This window comes from Aliiruegeria lutimaris, from assembly GCF_900099935.1.
Lineage (GTDB): Bacteria > Pseudomonadota > Alphaproteobacteria > Rhodobacterales > Rhodobacteraceae > Tropicimonas > Tropicimonas lutimaris.
In genome coordinates this window covers 13,725-31,358 of record NZ_FNEK01000038.1, presented here as the reverse complement: position 1 = coordinate 31,358, position 17,634 = coordinate 13,725, and the positions used below count along the sequence as shown (strand labels likewise).

Sequence of the window (17,634 nt, the reverse complement as noted above, 5' to 3'; positions counted from 1 at the left end):
GGTGATTAAATTCGAGCCGGGAATGAAACTCTGCCGGTCTCCGGCTTTGCGGCGTCAGAACGGGACGCGAGATGCGGGTTTCAGCGATTCCGAAGCGCGGCGAGCAGCATCTCCAGCGCATGGCGCAGCGTGGTCTGGCGGACCTCCGAGCGTCCCGGTGCGCCGAACTCGATGGTCTCGACGAGGGTGGGGCTGCCGGTTGCTGCAAGGCCGAAACAGACGCGCCCCTCGGGTTTGAACTCGCTGCCGCCCGGTCCGGCAATTCCGGTAACGGCGACGGTGATATCGGCGTCGGAGTGCGCCAGCGCGCCTTCGGCCATTTCGCGTGCGACTTCCTCGGAGACGGCGCCAAACGTCTCCAGCGTTTCGACCGAGACGTCGAGCATCTCCATCTTGGAGGCGTTCGAATAGGTGACGAAGCCTCGGTCGAACATGTCCGAGGAGCCCGGGATCTCGGTGAGTGCGCCGGCGATCAGCCCGCCGGTGCAGCTCTCGGCGGTGGCCAGCCTGATGCCGAGGCGCCGGCTGTGGGCGAGCAGGGTTTCGGCAATGTCGCTGATGGACAGGGCAGTTTCGTCGGTCATGTCGGCAGGGCCTCGGGCAGGAATCTGAGAAGTGCCAGCATGACCGCGAGCGTGCCGATTGCGGCAAGCGCGCCTGCCACGAGGTCGTCGACCAGGCGCAACACGGGCCGTGTGTCGCGGTCGAACAGGTGCCGCGGGGCGGAGAGTAGCAGCGTGTAGAGCAGCACGGGCGTTGCGAGGGCGATGATGGCGCCGGCGGAGAAACTGGAGCCCAGAAGGTCCGCCAGCGGGATCGCGGGCGCCGCGGCGAGCCATATCCCGGCATAGCGGTCGATGACGGTCACCTTCGCATCCGGATCCTCGCGCAGCGCGCGGGGCAGGGCCCAGATCGTCGCGACGAGCACGAGCGCCCAAATGGCGGCCAGCGGCTGCACCGCGCCGGTGCCCCGGTAGACAAGGATTGCCGTCACCAACCCGGCAAGTGACGCCAGCAGCCGTCCGAAAAAGGGAATGCAGCCGAGATAGCCGACGGTTGCCACGATTCGGAGCATTGCTCAGCCCATCAGGTAGGTGTGCGATATGAAGGCGGCGGCGGCGACGACAAGGGCCGCCATGACGCCGGCGATCACATCGTCGAGCATGACGCCGAGGGAACTGTGCAGGCCATCGGCCCAGGACACCGGCCAGGGCTTCCAGATGTCGAAGATCCGGAACATCACGAAACCGCCAATCCAGCCGGGATAGGGAAAGATGTCGCCATCCAGCCCAGCATGCCAAAGCCCGAAGGACAGCGGCCAGAGGGCGATCCACATGCCGACCACCTCGTCGATGACGACCTCGGACGGGTCCGTGTTCCCGGCCCCTTCGATATAGAGCGCGGTCGCGCCCCAGCCGGAAATGAAGGCGATGAGCGTGCCGATGGCGAGTGCCGGGAAGCCGCCATTCATGTGAAGGAGATAGGCGAACGGGATTGCCGCAGCCGAGCCCCACGTGCCGGGCGCCGGCTTGAGCAAGCCGACCCCCAAAAAGGTGGCGATCAGTTTCGCGCCCATCATGCCGACACCAGCGTTGCGGTTGCGATGGAAGCAATGCCTTCCTCGCGGCCGGTGAAGCCGAGCCGCTCGGAGGTGGTCGCCTTGACCGAGATACGGTCGGCCTCCAGCCCCATGATCGCGGCCAGCGCGGCGCGCATGGCGGACGCATGCGGTCCGATCTTGGGGCGTTCGCAGACCAGCGTGCAGTCGATATTGCCGATCCGGTAGCCACGGGACGCCGCCAGTTCCACCGCGTGGCGCAGGAAAATCTCGCTCGCGGCCCCCTTCCATTGCGGATCGGAGGGCGGGAAATGCTGGCCGATATCGCCCTCGGCCAGCGCGCCATAAATCGCGTCGGTGATCGCGTGCATGCCGACATCGGCATCCGAATGCCCCTGCAGCCCGCGCGGATGCGGCACCGTCACCCCGCAGAGCACCACGTGGTCGCCCGTGCCGAATCGATGCACGTCATAGCCGTTGCCCAGCCTCACATCCATTTTTTGTCCTTTCCGAAGGATCTGCTCGGCGCGCTCGAAATCGCTGGGCAGGGTCACCTTGATATTGTCCTCATGGCCTTGCGTGATGGCCACGTCCAGCCCGGCGGCCAGCGCCACCTCCACGTCATCGGCCGCGAGGCCGGGATGGGCGTCATGGGCGGCGCGGATGGCGGCGAGGTCGAATCCCTGCGGTGTCTGGGCCCGGAACAGGCCGTCGCGCGGAGTCGGGAAGAGAACCCGTCCGTCCTCGCCACGCCAAAGCGCATCGGTCACGGCCAGCGCCGGGGCGGCGCCGGGGAAGTCTGCCAGCGCATCGAGCACATGCTCTATGACCCTGTCCGGCACCAGCGGGCGGGCGCCGTCATGGATGAGAACATGGCTTACCTGCGGGCCGAGCGCTTCCAGGCCTGCTGCAACGGAGGCATCCCGGCTGTCGCCACCCGAGACAAGTGCTACATCTTCGGGCAAGAGCCGCTTGGCCAGCGGCGCGTCGTCGGGATTGATCACCACGACCACTTCATCCACCCGCGCATGACCGCGAAAGCGATCGACCGTGTGGGCAAGGATCGCACGGCCGGCAAGCGGCTGATATTGCTTCGGAACCGGACCGCCGGCGCGACTGCCCCGGCCCGCGGCGACGATCACGGCCGCGACATGCTCCACCGCTCGCGGGGGCGTGCTGTTTGTCTCGCTGGTTTTCATGGTTCCCGTCTATTCGGTGACGAAAGGCAGGGCAACGGCCAAGCCGAACGGCGGTCTGCGCGCCTAATTTTAAGGCGATGTTTGTTTTTCGGTCACTTTATGCCTCGGTCCACCTTGGAATAGGTGGGGAGTTCACGATACGACAGCTGAGTATGCACAAGGATTGAGCACTTGACGGTTTGCGTTGCAAACTTGACCCTGAAACCGCCTGTTCTTCTGGCCCCGCTGGCGGGGATCACCGATTTGCCTTTCCGGCAATTGGTATCCCGTTTCGGAGCGGGACTCGTGGTGTCCGAGATGGTCGCCAGCCAGGAAATGGTTCAGGCCAAACCCGGGGTCCGGGAAAAGGCCGAATTGGGATTCGGGCAGGGCAATACCGCGGTGCAGCTTGCCGGGCGCGAGGCGCACTGGATGGCCGAGGCGGCGCGGGTCGTCGAAGACAACGGCGCGCAGATCATAGACATCAACATGGGCTGCCCGGCCAAGAAGGTGACGAGCGCCAGCGGCGCGGGCGCCAGTGGCTCGGCGCTTATGCGGGATCTGGACCACGCGCTGAGCCTGATCGAGGCTGTTGTGGGAGCCGTGTCGATCCCGGTGACGCTCAAATGCCGGCTGGGATGGGATGACGAGTGCCGCAACGCGGCCGATCTCGCGCGCCGGGCCGAGGCGGCTGGCGCGCAAATGGTCACGATCCACGGCCGCACGCGGCAGCAATTCTACAAGGGGCACGCGAACTGGGACGCGATTGCCGAGGTCAAACAGGCCGTCTCGATCCCGGTGATCGCCAATGGCGACATCGTGGACAGCGCCTCGGCCCGCGCGGCGCTTGCGGCATCGGGCGCCGACGGGGTGATGGTCGGGCGTGGCGCGCAGGGGCAACCCTGGCTGCTGGCCCGGATCGCGGCCGATATCTATGGAACGCCGGCGCCGAAGGTGCCCAAAGGGCGGGAACTCGCCGAAATGGTGGCCGGCCATTTCGAGGCCATGCTCGCATTTTACGGGGCGCGCCTAGGCAACAAGATGGCGCGCAAGCATCTCGGTTGGTACCTCGACAGGGCCGGCGATCCCGCCGGTCTGCGCCGGCGCCTCCAGACAGAGAACAACAATGACGAGGTGCTGCGAATGATCGCGGATGCCTTCGCCACGAGCAGTATGGAGGCCGCGTAATGCCCGGTTCCGGAACGATCTGGGCCTCTTTGCCCATCCCCGCACTGGTCCTTGACCCAGAAGACAGGATCACGGCCATCAACCCGGCGGGCGAACTGTTCTTCAACAAGACGATCAAGGCGCTGGAGGGCAGCCTGGTCTATGACCGGCTGGCCATCGACGCGCCGGTCGAAAAGGCGCTGGCGCGGGTGCGCAAGAACCGCTCGCCGCTCTTCATCAACGACGTGGATGTCGGTACCGGGGAGAAGGCGCCGGTCATCTGCAACGTGCAGGTCGCGCCGATCTCGAACGATACCGAACGGTTGCTGTTCCTCGTCTCTCCGCGGGAGATCGCGGGGCGGCTAGGGCGGTCCATCTCCGCCGACAAGGCGGCGAAATCGGCGATCGGCATGGCCGAGATGCTCGCCCACGAGATCAAGAACCCGCTCGCCGGCATCACCGGCGCGGCCCAGCTACTGAGCATGAGCCTGACCAAGGAAGACCTTGAACTTACCGACCTGATCGTGGCCGAGAGCCGGCGCATCGTGAAGTTGCTCGACCAGGTGGAGCAGTTCGGAAACCTGCGCCCGCCGACACTCAAGCCGGTGAATATCCACGACGTTCTGGACCGGGCGCGGAAATCGGCGGTGCTGAGCTTTGCGGCCCATATGAAGATCGTCGAGGATTACGACCCCTCGCTGCCGCCGACCTTTGCCGATTCCGACCAGCTCCTGCAGATATTTCAGAACCTTCTGAAGAACGCCGCGCAGGCGTCGGGCGGCGCGCCGGGAGAGATCCAGCTTCGCACCTTCTACGATGCCTCCCTGCGCGTACGCCGCAAGGGACAGTCAACTTCGCGCGTGCCGCTTCAGATCGAGATCATCGATGATGGCCCCGGCCTGAAACCTGAAATTGCCGACGAGATTTTCGAGCCATTCGTGTCGGGCCGGGAAAACGGCACCGGGCTCGGGCTGGCTCTGGTCAGCAAGATCATCGCCGAACACATGGGCTGGATTTCGGTCGACTCGGTGCCTGGGCGCACCGTTTTCCGCATCTCACTGCCTGTCGCACCCAAACAAACAGCAGAACAACTCGACGAGGAGACATAGATCTAATGGACGGAACCGTTCTTGTCGCCGATGACGACCGCACCATCCGCACAGTCCTTACCCAGGCGCTGACGCGCGCCGGGTGCAAGGTTCACGCAACCTCCTCGCTGGTGACGCTCATGCGTTGGGTCGAGGAAGGCAAGGGGGATCTCGTGATCTCCGACGTGATCATGCCCGATGGCAACGGTCTGGAAACCCTGCCGAAAATCGCCGAGGAACGGCCCGGCCTTCCGGTGATCGTGATCTCGGCCCAGAACACGATCATGACGGCGATCCAGGCGGCCGAAGCGGATGCCTATGACTACCTGCCCAAGCCGTTCGACCTGCCGGACCTGATGAAGCGCGCCTCCAAGGCACTGGAGATGAAGCGGCGCGCGCCGGTGTCGCGGCCGATGAACGAGCTTCCCTCCAGCAGCACCGAGGACCTGCCGCTGGTGGGCCGCACGCCGGTCATGCAGGCGCTCTATCGGCTCGTGGCGCGCGTGATGAATACCGATCTCGCGGTGCTGATCACGGGCGAATCCGGCACTGGCAAATCTCTGATCGCGCGGGCTATCCATGATTTCTCCGACCGCCGCACGCTGCCCTTCGTGGTCGCGGGGACAGAGGAGCTTTCGACAACCGACGGCCCGGCGACCATCCTGGCCAAGGCGCGCGGGGGCTCGGTGCTGTTTGACGAGGTGGCCGATCTCGATATGGAAACCCAGGGCCGGATCGTGCGGATGCTGGATGCGCTGTCCGACAGCGCGCCGCGCGTCATGGCGACCTGCCAGGGCGACCTGATGCAGAAGATGGAAGCAGGCAGCTTCCGTCAGGATCTCTATTACCGCCTTGGCGGCGTGAGCCTGAACGTTCCGTCCTTGCGCGAACGGGTGGACGACATTCCGCTTCTGACCGAGCATTTCCTGGCCCGTGCAGAACGGGACGGGTCCGGAACCCGCCGCATGTCGCAGGCGGCCATGGATCTCGTGCGTGCCTATTCCTGGCCCGGCAACGTGCGGCAGCTTGAAAACACCGTGCGGCGCCTCGTGATCACCTCGCCGGAGGAAGAGATCGGGCGCAACGAGGTCGAGATGGTGCTGGGTAACCAGCCGGAAATCGAACCGCTCGTGGGCGGTGGCGATGGCGAGAAACTCTCGGCCTCGGTTGCCAAGCACCTGCGGCGCTATTTCGACCTGCATGGCGGCGTGCTGCCGCCGCCGGGGCTCTACCAGCGCATCCTCAAAGAGGTCGAGATCCCGCTGATCGAGATCGCTCTGGATGCTACGGGCGGAAACCAGGCCAAATGCGCCGATCTTCTGGGCATCAACCGAAATACGCTTCGCAAGAAGATCACCGACCTCGATATTCGCGTGACACGCCGCCGCAAGTTGATGTAAAACCGCAACAGAGCCGTGGCGTCGAGGGCACTTTACTCGTTCAGACTACGGGATATGGCGGTAAGTTGCCCGGAGTCCTCAAAATCTGGGTGGCATAATCATCACGGGGCACAATTTGGCAGGCGCTTCCAGGCGGTTGAATTGGGACGGAATCACCCGCATGCGCAGCGCGCGGCGGGTGCAGACAGCCGCGACCTTTGCCTTGGTCGTGCTGGCGCCCGTGCTCGTGATCTCGACATTCCTGCTGATGGGGCCGCTCGGGCAGGGGGTGGGATCGCCCGCCCTCCGACTCATACTGCTGACAGATCTGATTTATATTCTCGTCGTGGCCGCGATGGTGCTGCGCCGCGTGATCGCGATGTTTGCGGCCCGCCGGGCGGATTCGGCCGGCTCCAAGCTTCACCTGCGGCTGACCGCGGCCTTTGCAGTGATCGCGCTGATTCCCGCCGTGCTGGTCGCGATCTTTGCCGGGCTGACGATCAATATCGGGCTGGAGGGATGGTTTTCGGACCGGGTGCGCAACGTGGTCGGCGCCTCGCTGGCAGCAGCGGAGGCCTATGAGCAAGAACATGTGCGGGATCTGGGAACCGATGCGGGCATCCTGGCAACCTATATCAACGTGGCCCGCTCGACCCGTTTCGCGCTGTCGGATGGCGAGGTGCGGCAGGTTCTGACGCAGGGCCAGCAACAGGTGCAGCGCGGGTTGCGCGATGCGTTCGTGATCGATTCCGCTGCCAGGATCAGGGCACGCGGCGAGCGGTCCTACCTGTTCAGCTATGATCCTCCCACCGCGGAGGAAATCGCGCGGGCCGAGGCCGGCGAGACCGTGATCATCCAGGATTGGGATGCCGATGAGTTCCGCGCCCTGGTCAAGCTGAAGGCCTTTGGCGACAGGTATTTATTCGTGAGCCGGGAAGTGGATGGCGACATCCTTGCCCTTCTGGACGAGACCCAGGAATCGGTGCGTCTCTATAACCAGCTCGAGAACGAACGCGGGCGGATTCTGTTCGAATTTTCATTGCTCTATCTCGGGTTCGCGATGATTCTCGTGCTTGCGGCGATATGGATGGGGCTGTGGTATGCCGAGCGGCTATCCCGCCCGATCGGGCAATTGGCCGGGGCGGCGGAAGCGGTTGGCGAGGGTGACTTGTCGGTGCAGGTGCCGGAACAGGAGAGCGATGACGAGATCGCCACGCTGGGCCGCATCTTCAACCAGATGACCCGGCAACTGAGCGCGCAACGAGAGACCTTGCTGGAAACCAATGCCCAGATCGAGGCACGGCGACGGCTGTTCGAAACGGTGCTGACCTCCATCACCGCCGGCGTGATCGGGCTGGACCCGGAGGGGCGCGTGGATTTCATGAACCCGGCCGCCCTGCACCTGCTCAGGCTGCCGGAGGATGCCGGCGACCAGCATGAGGCGCTCGCCATGGCGGTGCCGGAGTTCGCAGGTGTTCTGGCGCGACTGCGCTCCGACGACCGCTCGGTGACCCAGGAAGAGATCCGCATAACCCGTGACGGTCGGATGGAAAACCTGCTGGTGCGGCTGGCGGCGCGGTTGGCGGCGGACGGGCGGCTCGAAGGCTACGTCGTGGCCTTTGACGACGTGACGGAGCTTGTAACGGCGCAACGGATGGCCGCCTGGGGCGATGTCGCCCGGCGGATCGCGCATGAGATCAAGAACCCGCTCACCCCGATCCAGCTTTCGGCGGAACGGGTGAAGCGCAAGTTCGGGCGCAAGCTGGAAGCGGAGGATGCGGAATCCTTGAGTTCGATGACCGATGTCATCGTGCGTCAGACAAACGACCTGCGCCGCATCGTGGACGAGTTTTCCAAGTTTGCCCGCATGCCGGAACCGGATCGCCGAGATTCGGACATGACCAAGCTGGTGAAGGATGCTGTAACACTGCAACGTCAGCAGCTTGGCGCGGCTCTGCGGTGGGATCTGCCGAAGGAGCCGACACCGGTTCTCGTGGACGAAACCATGATCGGGCAGGCACTAACGAACATCATAAAGAACGGCGGAGAAGCCATTGAAAGCCTTCAGGAAAAAGGTCTTCCAGAAGGGTTTTCTCCGGAGATCCGGGTAAGGCTTTGGACAGAAGGTACCCACGCTATTCTTCAAGTGGCCGATAACGGCATCGGTCTGCCAGAGGACCGAGGGCGGCTTTTCGAGCCCTATGTCACGACACGGGCGAAGGGAACCGGGCTCGGCCTGCCCATCGTCAAGAAGATCATCGAGGAACATGGCGGAACGCTGGAACTGCGCGACGCTCCTGTCTTCGAGGGAAATGAACATCACGGGGCGCTGGCCGAGATCCGGCTACCGCTCAAGGCCGCGACAGAGCAGGCGGCGGAATAGTATTAGTGAGGGAGATCAAGAATATGGGCGACATTCTTATCACCGATGATGAACGGGATATCCGCGAATTGGTCGGCGATATCCTGCGCGACGAGGGATTCTCGGTTCGGCTGGCGGCCAATTCCGAGGAATGCATGGCTGCCATCGAGCAGGAGCCCCCCGCGCTCATGATCCTCGATATCTGGCTGAAGGACAGCAAGATGGACGGGATCGACATTCTCAAGTCGGTCAAGCGCGACAAGCCTGAGATCCCGATCGTGATCATCTCCGGGCACGGCAATATCGAGATTGCCGTCGCCGCGATCAAGCAGGGCGCGTATGATTTCATCGAGAAGCCCTTCAATATCGACCAGTTGCTGGTGGTGATCCGTCGGGCGATGGAGACCTCGCGCCTGCGCCGCGAGAACACGGAGTTGCGCCGCAAGGACGTGACCTCGGCCGAGATGATCGGATCGAGCGCTGCCTTCAAGGCATTGAAATCGCAGCTCGACAAGGTCACGAAATCAAATGGAAGGGTGATGCTGACCGGGCCGGCCGGTTCCGGCAAGGAGATGGCGGCGCGCTATATCCATGCTTCGTCGAACCGGGCGGATGCGCCTTTCGTGAGCGTCAATTCCGCCTCGATCGAGCCGGAGCGGATGGAGGAAGTTCTCTTTGGCCGCGAAAGCAACGAGCGCGGCGTGGAGCCGGGCCTGCTGGAAGAAGCGCATGGCGGCATGATCTATTTCGACGAGATCGCCGATATGCCGCTCGGGACCCAATCCAAGATCTTGCGGGTGTTGGTTGATCAGCAATTTCAGCGGGTTGGCGGAGGTGACAAGGTTCGCGTGGATATCCGCGTCGTTTCGTCGAGCAACCGCGACCTGCCGGGCGAAATCGCCGCCGGCAAGTTCCGCGAGGAGCTTTTCCACCGCCTCAATGTCGTTCCGATCCGGGTGCCGGGGCTGGACGAGCGGCGGGAGGATATACCGGAGCTCGCCAAACATTTCATCGCCGCGTTCAATGAAAGCCAGGGGCTGCCCTTGCGGCGGCTGAGCGAGGATGCGGTGGCCATGCTGCAAACGATGCATCTCCCCGGGAACGTACGGCAGCTCAAGAACGTCATTGAACGTGTTCTTATCCTTGGAGATTCTTCCGGCGATATTGGCGCGAAGGAACTGGAAGGCGCGGAGCCGGGCGAGGCCGAGGAGGGGCGCGTGGTTCTCTCGGGGGCGCTGGCAACGCTGCCGCTGCGCGAGGCGCGCGAGCTGTTCGAACGCGAATACCTGCTGACCCAGATCAACCGTTTCGGGGGCAATATCAGCCGCACGGCGACCTTTGTGGGCATGGAACGTTCCGCCTTGCACCGGAAGCTGAAATCGCTTGGCGTGGTCACGTCTTCCAAGGCCGGCACGCGGGTTGCCCATCTGGAAGACAACCCCGAGGCGGCCGATTAACGCCCTCCTCGGCGAGGGGCCTTGTGGAGGCGGGCGTTGACGCTCCCCGCCGGCTCTGCCATGGCTGTCACAACAAGTTGAAAGCCCGGTACGTGAACAGGCCGGGATCGAGGCGCGATGAAAGTCATCATCTGTGGGGCGGGCCAGGTCGGCTGGCAAATTGCCCGTCATCTGGCCAGTGAACAGAACGACGTGACGGTTGTGGACAACAACCCCGAACTCGTTCGCCGGGCAACCGATACGCTCGATGTCCAGGGCATCTCGGGGTTCGCGAGCTATCCCGACGTGCTGGATCGCGCGGGCGCGCGCGATGCGGACATGGTCATCGCCGCGACCCATTCGGACGAGGTCAACATGGTCACCTGCCAGGTGGCCCATTCCGTTTTCGGCGTGACCCGCAAGGTTGCGCGTCTGCGCGCGCAGAGCTATCTGGAAGCGATCTACCGCGACCTTTACAAACGCGATCACATGCCGATCGACGTGGTGATCAGCCCCGAGCGCGCAGTGGCCGAGGCCGCCTTGCAACGGATCGCGGCACCGTCGACCTTCGACACCGAGAGCTTCCTTGAGGGCAAGGTGCAGCTTCTCGGGATCGATCTCGAAGAGGATTGTCCGGTCCTGAACACGCCGCTGCGGCAGTTGACGGACCTGTTTTCCACCCTGCGTGCGGTCGTGATCGGCATTCGTCGCGAAGGACGGCTTTTCGCGCCGGATCCGGGCGACCAGCTATTCGAGCAGGACCAAGTCTACATCGCCTCCTACCAGGGAGATGTCGAGCGCACGCTGGAAATCTTCGGAAAACCCGGGCGAAAGCAGGAGCGGGTGGTCATCATCGGTGCGGGCAATGTCGGCCTCGCCGTGGCCAAGGCGCTGGAAAAGAGCCAGACCCGCATTCGCGCCCGCGTGATCGAGCGCAATCGGGAACGCGCGGAGAAGGCGGCGGACGAGTTGGAACGCACGATCGTGCTCCATGGCGACGGGATGGATTCCGATGTGCTGGCCGAGGCCAGCATCGACCGGGCCGATGCCGTGATCTGTGTCACCGATGACGACAAGGTCAACCTGCTGGCGGCGGTGCGGGCCAAGTCCGCGGGGTGCAAGATGACCATCGCGCTGATCAACGATCCGACCATGGCCACGCTCATGGGGCCGCTGAATATCGACGCCTATATCAACCCGCGTGCCACGACGGTGAGCTCGATTCTGCGCCATATCCGGCATGGGCGGGTGCGCGGCGTCTACTCCATCGGCGATGCCGAGGCCGAGATCATCGAGGCGCAGGTTCTGTCCACCTCGCCGATCTCGGGCAAGGAGATCCGCGAGATCGATTTTCCTGAAGGCGCGTTGCTCGGGGCGATCCTGCGCAGCGGCGAGGTGATCAAGCCGGTCGGCACAACCCGGGTTCTGGAAGGGGATATCGTCATGATCTTCGCGATGGCGGATGACGTTCCCGAGGTGGAGCGCCTTCTTCAGGTCTCCATCGATTTCTTCTGAGCCCGTAGCCCGGTCATGTCGCGCCTGCTGTCCCTGCCGCTGATTGTCCTCATGATGGGGATAAGCGCGCTGTCGATGCTTGTCCCTGCTATCTATGCCATGTCCCTGCAGGAATGGAGGACCGCGCATGTCTTTGGCCTCTCGGCCGTGCTATTCGGGTTTCTCTCCGGCATCCTCGGCGTCGCGCTCGCCAATTACCGGGCGCCCAGCCCGTCGCGCAGCCACCTGGCCGCGCTCGTGGCGGCCTATACAGTGATTCCGCTGATGCTGGCCGTGCCGTTCCAGCAAGGGGTACAGTCGACAACCTACGCCAATGCCTGGTTCGAGATGGTTTCCTCCATGACCACCACCGGGGCGACGCTGTTCGAGCCGAGCCGGCTTTCGCCGGTCTTGCACCTGTGGCGGGCAATGGTGGGCTGGATGGGCGGTTTCCTGGCCTGGGTGGCGGCATTCGCGTTGCTGGCGCCGATGAACCTTGGCGGTTTCGAGGTGATCTCCTTCGAGGGCGTCGGGGCCGGGGTGCGGCCGGGGCGTCGGCATGGCACCATGATCGTGGGCGATCCGCGCGAGCGCCTGCTGCGGGTGACGCTGCAATTGCTGCCGATCTATGTCGCCCTGACGCTGGCGCTGACACTGCTTCTGGTGATGGTCGACGAAGAGCCGCTCGTGGCGATCTGCCACGCGATGTCGACAATCGCGACCAGCGGGATCAGCCCAGTCGGCGGGCTGAATGGCACGCAATCGGGGTTGGCCGGGGAGATGGTGATCTTCTTCTTCTTCGCCTTCGCCGTGACCCGGCAGACCTTTGCCGGAACCTTCACGCCGCGCGGCGCAAGCAACCTCGCAAAGGACCCGGAGGCCCGGATCGCGCTGGCTGTTGTGCTGACGGTGCCCAGCCTGCTGTTCCTGCGCCACTGGATCGGCGCCTACGAGGTGAACACGGTGGACGATCTGCAACGCGCGCTGCATGCGCTCTGGGGCTCCACCTTCAGCGTGCTCTCCTTCCTGACCACGACGGGCTTCGTCAGTTCGGAATGGGATGTCGCCAGCACCTGGTCGGGGCTCAAGACGCCGGGCCTGATCCTGCTGGGGCTGGCGCTTGTCGGCGGCGGGGTGGCCACTACCGCAGGCGGGGTGAAGCTCTTGCGGGTCTTCGCGCTCTACCAGCATTCCGCCCGCGAGATGGAGCGGCTTGTCTACCCGTCCTCCGTGGGTGGCTCGGGGCAGGCGGCGCGGCGGATGCGGCGGCAGGGGGCCTATGTGGCCTGGATCTTCTTCATGCTGTTCGCGCTCTCGATGGCCGGGGTCGCCAGCGCGCTGGCCATGACCGGCATTCCCTTCGACGAGTCCCTCGTGTTGACCATCGCCACGCTCTCGACCACGGGACCGGCGGCGCATGTCGTGCTGGACCACCCGCTCACTTACATGACGCTGGGAGATCCCGGGAAATTCGTTCTGGTCATTGCAATGGCGCTCGGTCGGCTGGAGACGCTGGCCTTGCTTGCGCTGTTCAATCCGCAGTTCTGGCGTCGGTGAGGCACCATGGAGCGGGATGCTTTGACGCAATCGCGGGAATCCGGTGAGGTTCGGGCTGGAATCTGCCCCAAACACATATCATAGTAGCTTCCAAGGGCGATGCCGCGCCCATCACGAGAGACAGCGATCCGCTAACTATAACAAAACAAGGCAAGAATAATGGCTGCAGATAAGCAGAACTTGCAGGATGCATTCCTTAATCACGTTCGCAAGACCAAGGTGCCCGTCACGATCTTTTTGATCAACGGCGTGAAGCTGCAGGGCGTCATCACCTGGTTCGATAATTTTTGTGTATTGCTGCGCCGCGACGGACAGTCGCAGCTGGTCTATAAGCACGCAATTTCCACGATCATGCCGGCGCAGCCGATCAACCTGTACGAGGGCGAAGACTGACCCGGCCCGAACATGAAGGCGACGCGCCCGACGGTACCTCCGAGCGGGCCTTTGTCCTGCACCCCGACATAATCTCCGACAAGGACCGGCGCGAAGCGCAGGCGGGCCTGGCGGAGGCCGTGGCGCTTGCCGCCGCGCTGCCTGGCCTGGAGATCGTGGGCAGCGAGGTGGTGAAGCTGCGCGCGCCGCAGCCGGGCACGCTGTTGGGCACCGGAAAGCTCGAGGAGTTGGGCGCGCGGCTGAAGGCGGCGGACGTCTCGCTGGTGCTGGTCGATGGACCGGTGACGCCGGTGCAGCAGCGCAATCTGGAAAAGGAATGGGGCGTAAAGCTCCTCGACCGCACGGGGCTGATCCTGGAGATCTTCGCCGACCGTGCCGCCACGCGTGAAGGCGTGTTGCAGGTCGAACTGGCCGCGCTCAGCTACCAGCGCACCCGGCTTGTCCGCGCCTGGACCCACCTTGAACGGCAGCGTGGCGGGCTTGGCTTTGTTGGCGGCCCCGGCGAGACCCAGATCGAGGCCGACCGCCGCGCCATCGACGACGCGATCATCCGCATTCGCCGGCAGCTGGAAAAGGTCGTGAAGACCCGCGCCCTGCACCGGGCCTCCCGTGCCAAAGTGCCGTTCCCGGTAGTCGCACTGGTGGGTTATACCAATGCCGGGAAATCGACGTTGTTCAACCGGCTGACCGGGGCAAATGTTCTGGCCAAGGACATGCTCTTTGCCACGCTCGACCCGACCATGCGCGGGGTGACCCTGACGACCGGGCAGAAGGTGATCCTGTCGGACACGGTGGGCTTCATCTCGGATCTGCCGCACCAGCTCGTCGCCGCCTTCCGCGCAACGCTGGAGGAGGTGCTTTCGGCGGATCTGATCCTGCATGTGCGCGACATCTCCCATGCCCAGAGCGATGAGCAGGCCGAGGATGTCGAGGCAATCCTGCACGAGCTCGGCGTCACGGACGAGACGCCGCGGCTGGAAATCTGGAACAAGATGGACCTGTTGCCGGATGCCGCCCGAGGACCGCTGGAAACGCTCGCCGCGCGGCGCGAGGATGTCCTGACCTTGTCGGCCTGGACCGGGGAAGGGATGGACCTGCTCGTAGAGGCGATCACGGAAGCGCTCGATGGTGCGCGCAGCTCCGAAACCCTGTCGCTGGATTTCTCCGAAGGAAAGCAACATGCCTGGCTGCACGAGCAGCGGGTCGTGACGGACGAGAAGCAGACCGAATCCGGCTGGCTCGTCGATGTCCTCTGGACCAAGGCACAGGCACGGCGCTACCGGGACTTGTAAGCACCAGATCTGTCGAAAGGAGTTGGCGCCGCGGGCCGGGCGCGCGCTTCGCGGGCGTGAACGATCCTGTGGATCGTGCCTCCGGCGGGGGTATTTCACGGAAAGATGAAACCAGACGGCCTCTCCATCATCTTTCCCCAAATATCCTGGGGGCAGCGCTCGCAGGGCGCGGGGGGCAACGCCCCCCTTTTTCACTCCTGTCCCGTCGTCTGGCGGGAATGGCCGCGACTTAACGTGGTTCCAGCAGCGTGATTCCAACAGCACCCGCCCGGGCCAGCTCCGGGTCCAACGTCATCGGGATATATTCCCCACGCCGCCAAAGCTCTCCCAGGTCGTCGTAGTGACGGCTGAGCGGGTGGCCGGACTGGCCCGTAGCGGTAATGAAGACCGAGGCATCGGGGTCGGCAAAATCATAGACGCCACGATAGCCGGCCGCCTGCACGTTGCTGAACGGCGCATCGCCTTCGCCAGCGGTAAGTGCTCGGTTCAGCGTGTGGTCGCCTCCGGATGTGGATTGGCGGATGTTGACGAACCATTTCAACACCGGCGTGTTCCCCAATACGAGGTGATCGTGATGCGCCTCGTGCGCGTCTCCCCAGCGCAGGCTCTCCAGAGCGCTGCCGTAGTTATCGGCGATCCATAAGAGCGCCTCGTCGAGCGCAATGCGGGCCGTGTCGGAGCAGGTTTCGCGGATCGTCGATTGCTGAATGTCACACCAGGCAGAAGCACCATCGATATCCCGGAACACCCGCTCGATGAAGAGCGGTTCGGGATGGATGAACGCCTCGGCCAGCGGGCCGAGATCGTCCACGATCAGTTTGTGCTGCAACTGCCGGAGCCAGGCAGCATAGATCAGTGGCTCGGGCAGGTGCTCGTTCATCTCGCCGTTCCAGTTGGCCAGAAGCTCCAGCGCGCGCTGGCGCTGGCGCTCCGGTGTTCCTTCCGGCGCGGCCTCGCCTGTATACCACAGGTCGCGCGCGATCAGGGGCAGCAGGGTGCGCGCGGTAGTGGAGACGGTGTCGAGCTGGGCCGCGATAAAGCTCTCGCGGGTGTGGACCTCGCGTTCCGCCATCAGCTTCTGCCAGCGCAGGATACGTTGCGTATCGCCCCACAGGTAGCTGACATGATTGGGAAAGGCGCGGTCCGTTGTCTTGTTGTTGGTATTGCCGACGATCCCGCCGGCGGGATCCACGATGCGCGGGTTCTGCTCATAGGGAAGAAACCCGTGCCAGCGGTTGCGTTCCTGCCAGCCGAGCGAGGGCAGGCGCCCCTTGCTGTCATGTTGCGGGTCGCGGGCGGGCAACCGGCCCATGAGCTGCAGGGCGACACCTTCCCGGTCGGCCAGGATCATGTTGACCGCGGGGGCGACATGATAGGCCCCGGCCGCGATCGCCGCTTCGATCGTATCGGCCTTCATCAGCCCCAGGGCGGCCCGGAACGAGCTGTCCTCGCTCGAAAGCGCCGTCCAGGCGAGGGCGGCGACATGGCCGGAGGGCGTAATGCCGTCGAGACCGAAATGACTGCGTGGCAGGACGGGGCCGTTCTCTGTCCAGCGCAGGGTGATCGTGACGGGATCGGAATCCTTCACATCGATGATGGAACGTTCTGTCCGGAACGCTTTCCACCCATCCGGCGCGCGGTAGCTCTGGGTATCGGCCGGGTTCAGTTCCTCCATGTAGAGGTCCTGATCATCGGCATAGGCCGAGGTCAGCGCCCAGCCGAGCTTTTCCGACCGTCCCGCCATGATGGCGGGAAGCCCCGGGATGGTAGCGCCGATGACGCCGCCCGATTCCAGTTCCAGCCGGGCCAGGTACCAGATCGTCGGCGCAGACAGGCCGAGATGGGGATCGTTGGCGACAAGCGCGGCCCCGGCGGCGGACCGGTTGGCGGTGGCGGCCCAGGCATTGGAGGCGCCGGAGAGGCGGGGCGGGTTGACGGGGTTCAACGGGTCGCGCGGCCAGACCGGTGCCCGGGCGAATTTGGGAAGGCCGGGGAAGAGGGAGCCGTAATCGGGCGCACCCATCTCTGCGTTGCCGGGGACGTCGGGCAGGATATCGACCAATCGCTCGTTGGGCAGAATGAGCGATGCGCTGGCGCGCAGGATCTCGTTTTGCATCTGCGTGGCGAGATCCAGCGCCATGATCTTGCCGATGGCAATGGAATCGGCTGGCTGCCACGGCGCGATCTGGGGTTCGAACAGGAAAAACTCCGGCGCGCCGCGTCCGAGCGCCTCGGTATTGATGGTCTCGATCCAGGCATTCACGCCTGCGGCATAGGCCTTGAGCGCGGCCAGGCTGGTCGGGTCCAGCGCGTCGACCGAGTCCGTGGCCGCCCGGTAGAGGTCCAGCCGGCGCAGGAATTCGTCGGTCTTGACGGTTCGGGCTCCGAAAAGCTCCGACAGGCGTCCCTGCGCGGTGCGGCGCAGCAACGTCATTTGCCATAGCCGGTCCTGCGCATGGGCAACGCCGAGGCCGAAGAACACGTCTTCGTCGCTCTGCCCGAAAATATGCGGGATATTGGCATTGTCGCGGACGATCTCGACCGGGGCATTGAGGCCATCGAGTTGCCATGTGGCGTCGTAATCGGGCAACGAGCGGCTGGCAAAGAAGTAAACCAGCATCGCGGCACCCGCCATCAATGTCAGCAAAGCCGTCAAAAGCCGCAATGTCCAGCGGAAGACCCGTTCCATACTGCCCCTTTCCGTTGACCTTGGCGCATAGCCCGTTAGGT

General features: G+C 64.2%; 14 protein-coding genes. 9 read left to right on the top strand and 5 right to left on the bottom strand.

Features of this window, described 5'->3' with window-relative positions; genetic code table 11:
- Positions 1 to 80: 80 nt before the first annotated feature.
- Genes BLR85_RS17030 through BLR85_RS17015 form a run of 4 tightly spaced genes read right to left on the bottom strand, consistent with a single transcriptional unit; the run spans position 81 to position 2,757 of the window.
- A complete protein-coding gene (locus BLR85_RS17030; RefSeq protein ID WP_093158979.1) occupies positions 81 to 584 on the bottom strand; it encodes a CinA family protein in 504 nt (167 codons plus the stop codon).
- Positions 581 to 1,075: a phosphatidylglycerophosphatase A gene (locus BLR85_RS17025; protein WP_093158974.1), complete on the bottom strand. Its 495-nt coding sequence runs from the start codon at positions 1,073 to 1,075 to the stop codon at positions 581 to 583. The genes BLR85_RS17030 and BLR85_RS17025 overlap by 4 nt, the downstream gene beginning before the upstream one ends.
- A gap of 3 nt (positions 1,076 to 1,078) precedes the next feature.
- Positions 1,079 to 1,579 carry a phosphatidylglycerophosphatase A family protein gene (locus BLR85_RS17020; protein ID WP_093158969.1) on the bottom strand — a complete coding sequence of 167 codons (501 nt, stop codon included), beginning with the start codon at positions 1,577 to 1,579 and terminating at the stop codon, positions 1,079 to 1,081.
- On the bottom strand, positions 1,576 to 2,757 hold the full coding sequence (locus BLR85_RS17015; RefSeq protein WP_093158965.1) for a bifunctional 2-C-methyl-D-erythritol 4-phosphate cytidylyltransferase/2-C-methyl-D-erythritol 2,4-cyclodiphosphate synthase: 1,182 nt from the start codon (positions 2,755 to 2,757) through the stop codon (positions 1,576 to 1,578). The genes BLR85_RS17020 and BLR85_RS17015 overlap by 4 nt, the downstream gene beginning before the upstream one ends.
- Positions 2,758 to 2,949: 192 nt before the next feature.
- On the opposite strand from BLR85_RS17015, the gene dusB reads away from it, so the two are divergent.
- The 9 genes from dusB to hflX all read left to right on the top strand — a co-directional run bounded on the left by dusB (position 2,950) and on the right by hflX (position 14,904).
- Entirely contained in the window at positions 2,950 to 3,924 is a 975-nt protein-coding gene (gene dusB, locus BLR85_RS17010) for a tRNA dihydrouridine synthase DusB (RefSeq protein ID WP_244520758.1), read from the top strand.
- Complete coding sequence (locus BLR85_RS17005; protein WP_093158955.1) at positions 3,924 to 5,012, top strand: two-component system sensor histidine kinase NtrB; 1,089 nt, start codon at positions 3,924 to 3,926, stop codon at positions 5,010 to 5,012. Before dusB ends, BLR85_RS17005 begins: the two co-directional genes overlap by 1 nt.
- 5 nt (positions 5,013 to 5,017) lie before the next feature.
- Complete coding sequence (locus BLR85_RS17000; protein WP_093158950.1) at positions 5,018 to 6,391, top strand: response regulator; 1,374 nt, start codon at positions 5,018 to 5,020, stop codon at positions 6,389 to 6,391.
- A gap of 160 nt (positions 6,392 to 6,551) precedes the next feature.
- On the top strand, positions 6,552 to 8,753 hold the full coding sequence (locus BLR85_RS16995) for a sensor histidine kinase NtrY-like (RefSeq protein ID WP_093158946.1): 2,202 nt from the start codon (positions 6,552 to 6,554) through the stop codon (positions 8,751 to 8,753).
- Between the two features lie 23 nt (positions 8,754 to 8,776).
- On the top strand, positions 8,777 to 10,189 hold the full coding sequence (gene ntrX, locus BLR85_RS16990; protein ID WP_093158941.1) for a nitrogen assimilation response regulator NtrX: 1,413 nt from the start codon (positions 8,777 to 8,779) through the stop codon (positions 10,187 to 10,189).
- A 117-nt stretch (positions 10,190 to 10,306) separates the two neighbouring features.
- A complete protein-coding gene (trkA, locus tag BLR85_RS16985; RefSeq protein ID WP_093158936.1) occupies positions 10,307 to 11,683 on the top strand; it encodes a Trk system potassium transporter TrkA in 1,377 nt (458 codons plus the stop codon).
- A 15-nt stretch (positions 11,684 to 11,698) separates the two neighbouring features.
- Positions 11,699 to 13,219, top strand: a complete 1,521-nt coding sequence (locus BLR85_RS16980; protein ID WP_093158931.1) for a potassium transporter TrkG — start codon at positions 11,699 to 11,701, stop codon at positions 13,217 to 13,219.
- 159 nt (positions 13,220 to 13,378) lie between these two features.
- Complete coding sequence (gene hfq, locus BLR85_RS16975; protein ID WP_093158927.1) at positions 13,379 to 13,612, top strand: RNA chaperone Hfq; 234 nt, start codon at positions 13,379 to 13,381, stop codon at positions 13,610 to 13,612.
- Positions 13,609 to 14,904: a GTPase HflX gene (gene hflX, locus BLR85_RS16970; RefSeq protein WP_093158922.1), complete on the top strand. Its 1,296-nt coding sequence runs from the start codon at positions 13,609 to 13,611 to the stop codon at positions 14,902 to 14,904. The genes hfq and hflX overlap by 4 nt, the downstream gene beginning before the upstream one ends.
- 229 nt (positions 14,905 to 15,133) lie before the next feature.
- Here hflX and BLR85_RS16965 read toward each other — a convergent pair whose 3' ends face one another.
- Positions 15,134 to 17,593 (bottom strand): penicillin acylase family protein, encoded by a 2,460-nt coding sequence (locus tag BLR85_RS16965; RefSeq protein ID WP_093158918.1) that lies wholly within the window; start codon positions 17,591 to 17,593, stop codon positions 15,134 to 15,136.
- Positions 17,594 to 17,634: the final 41 nt, after the last annotated feature.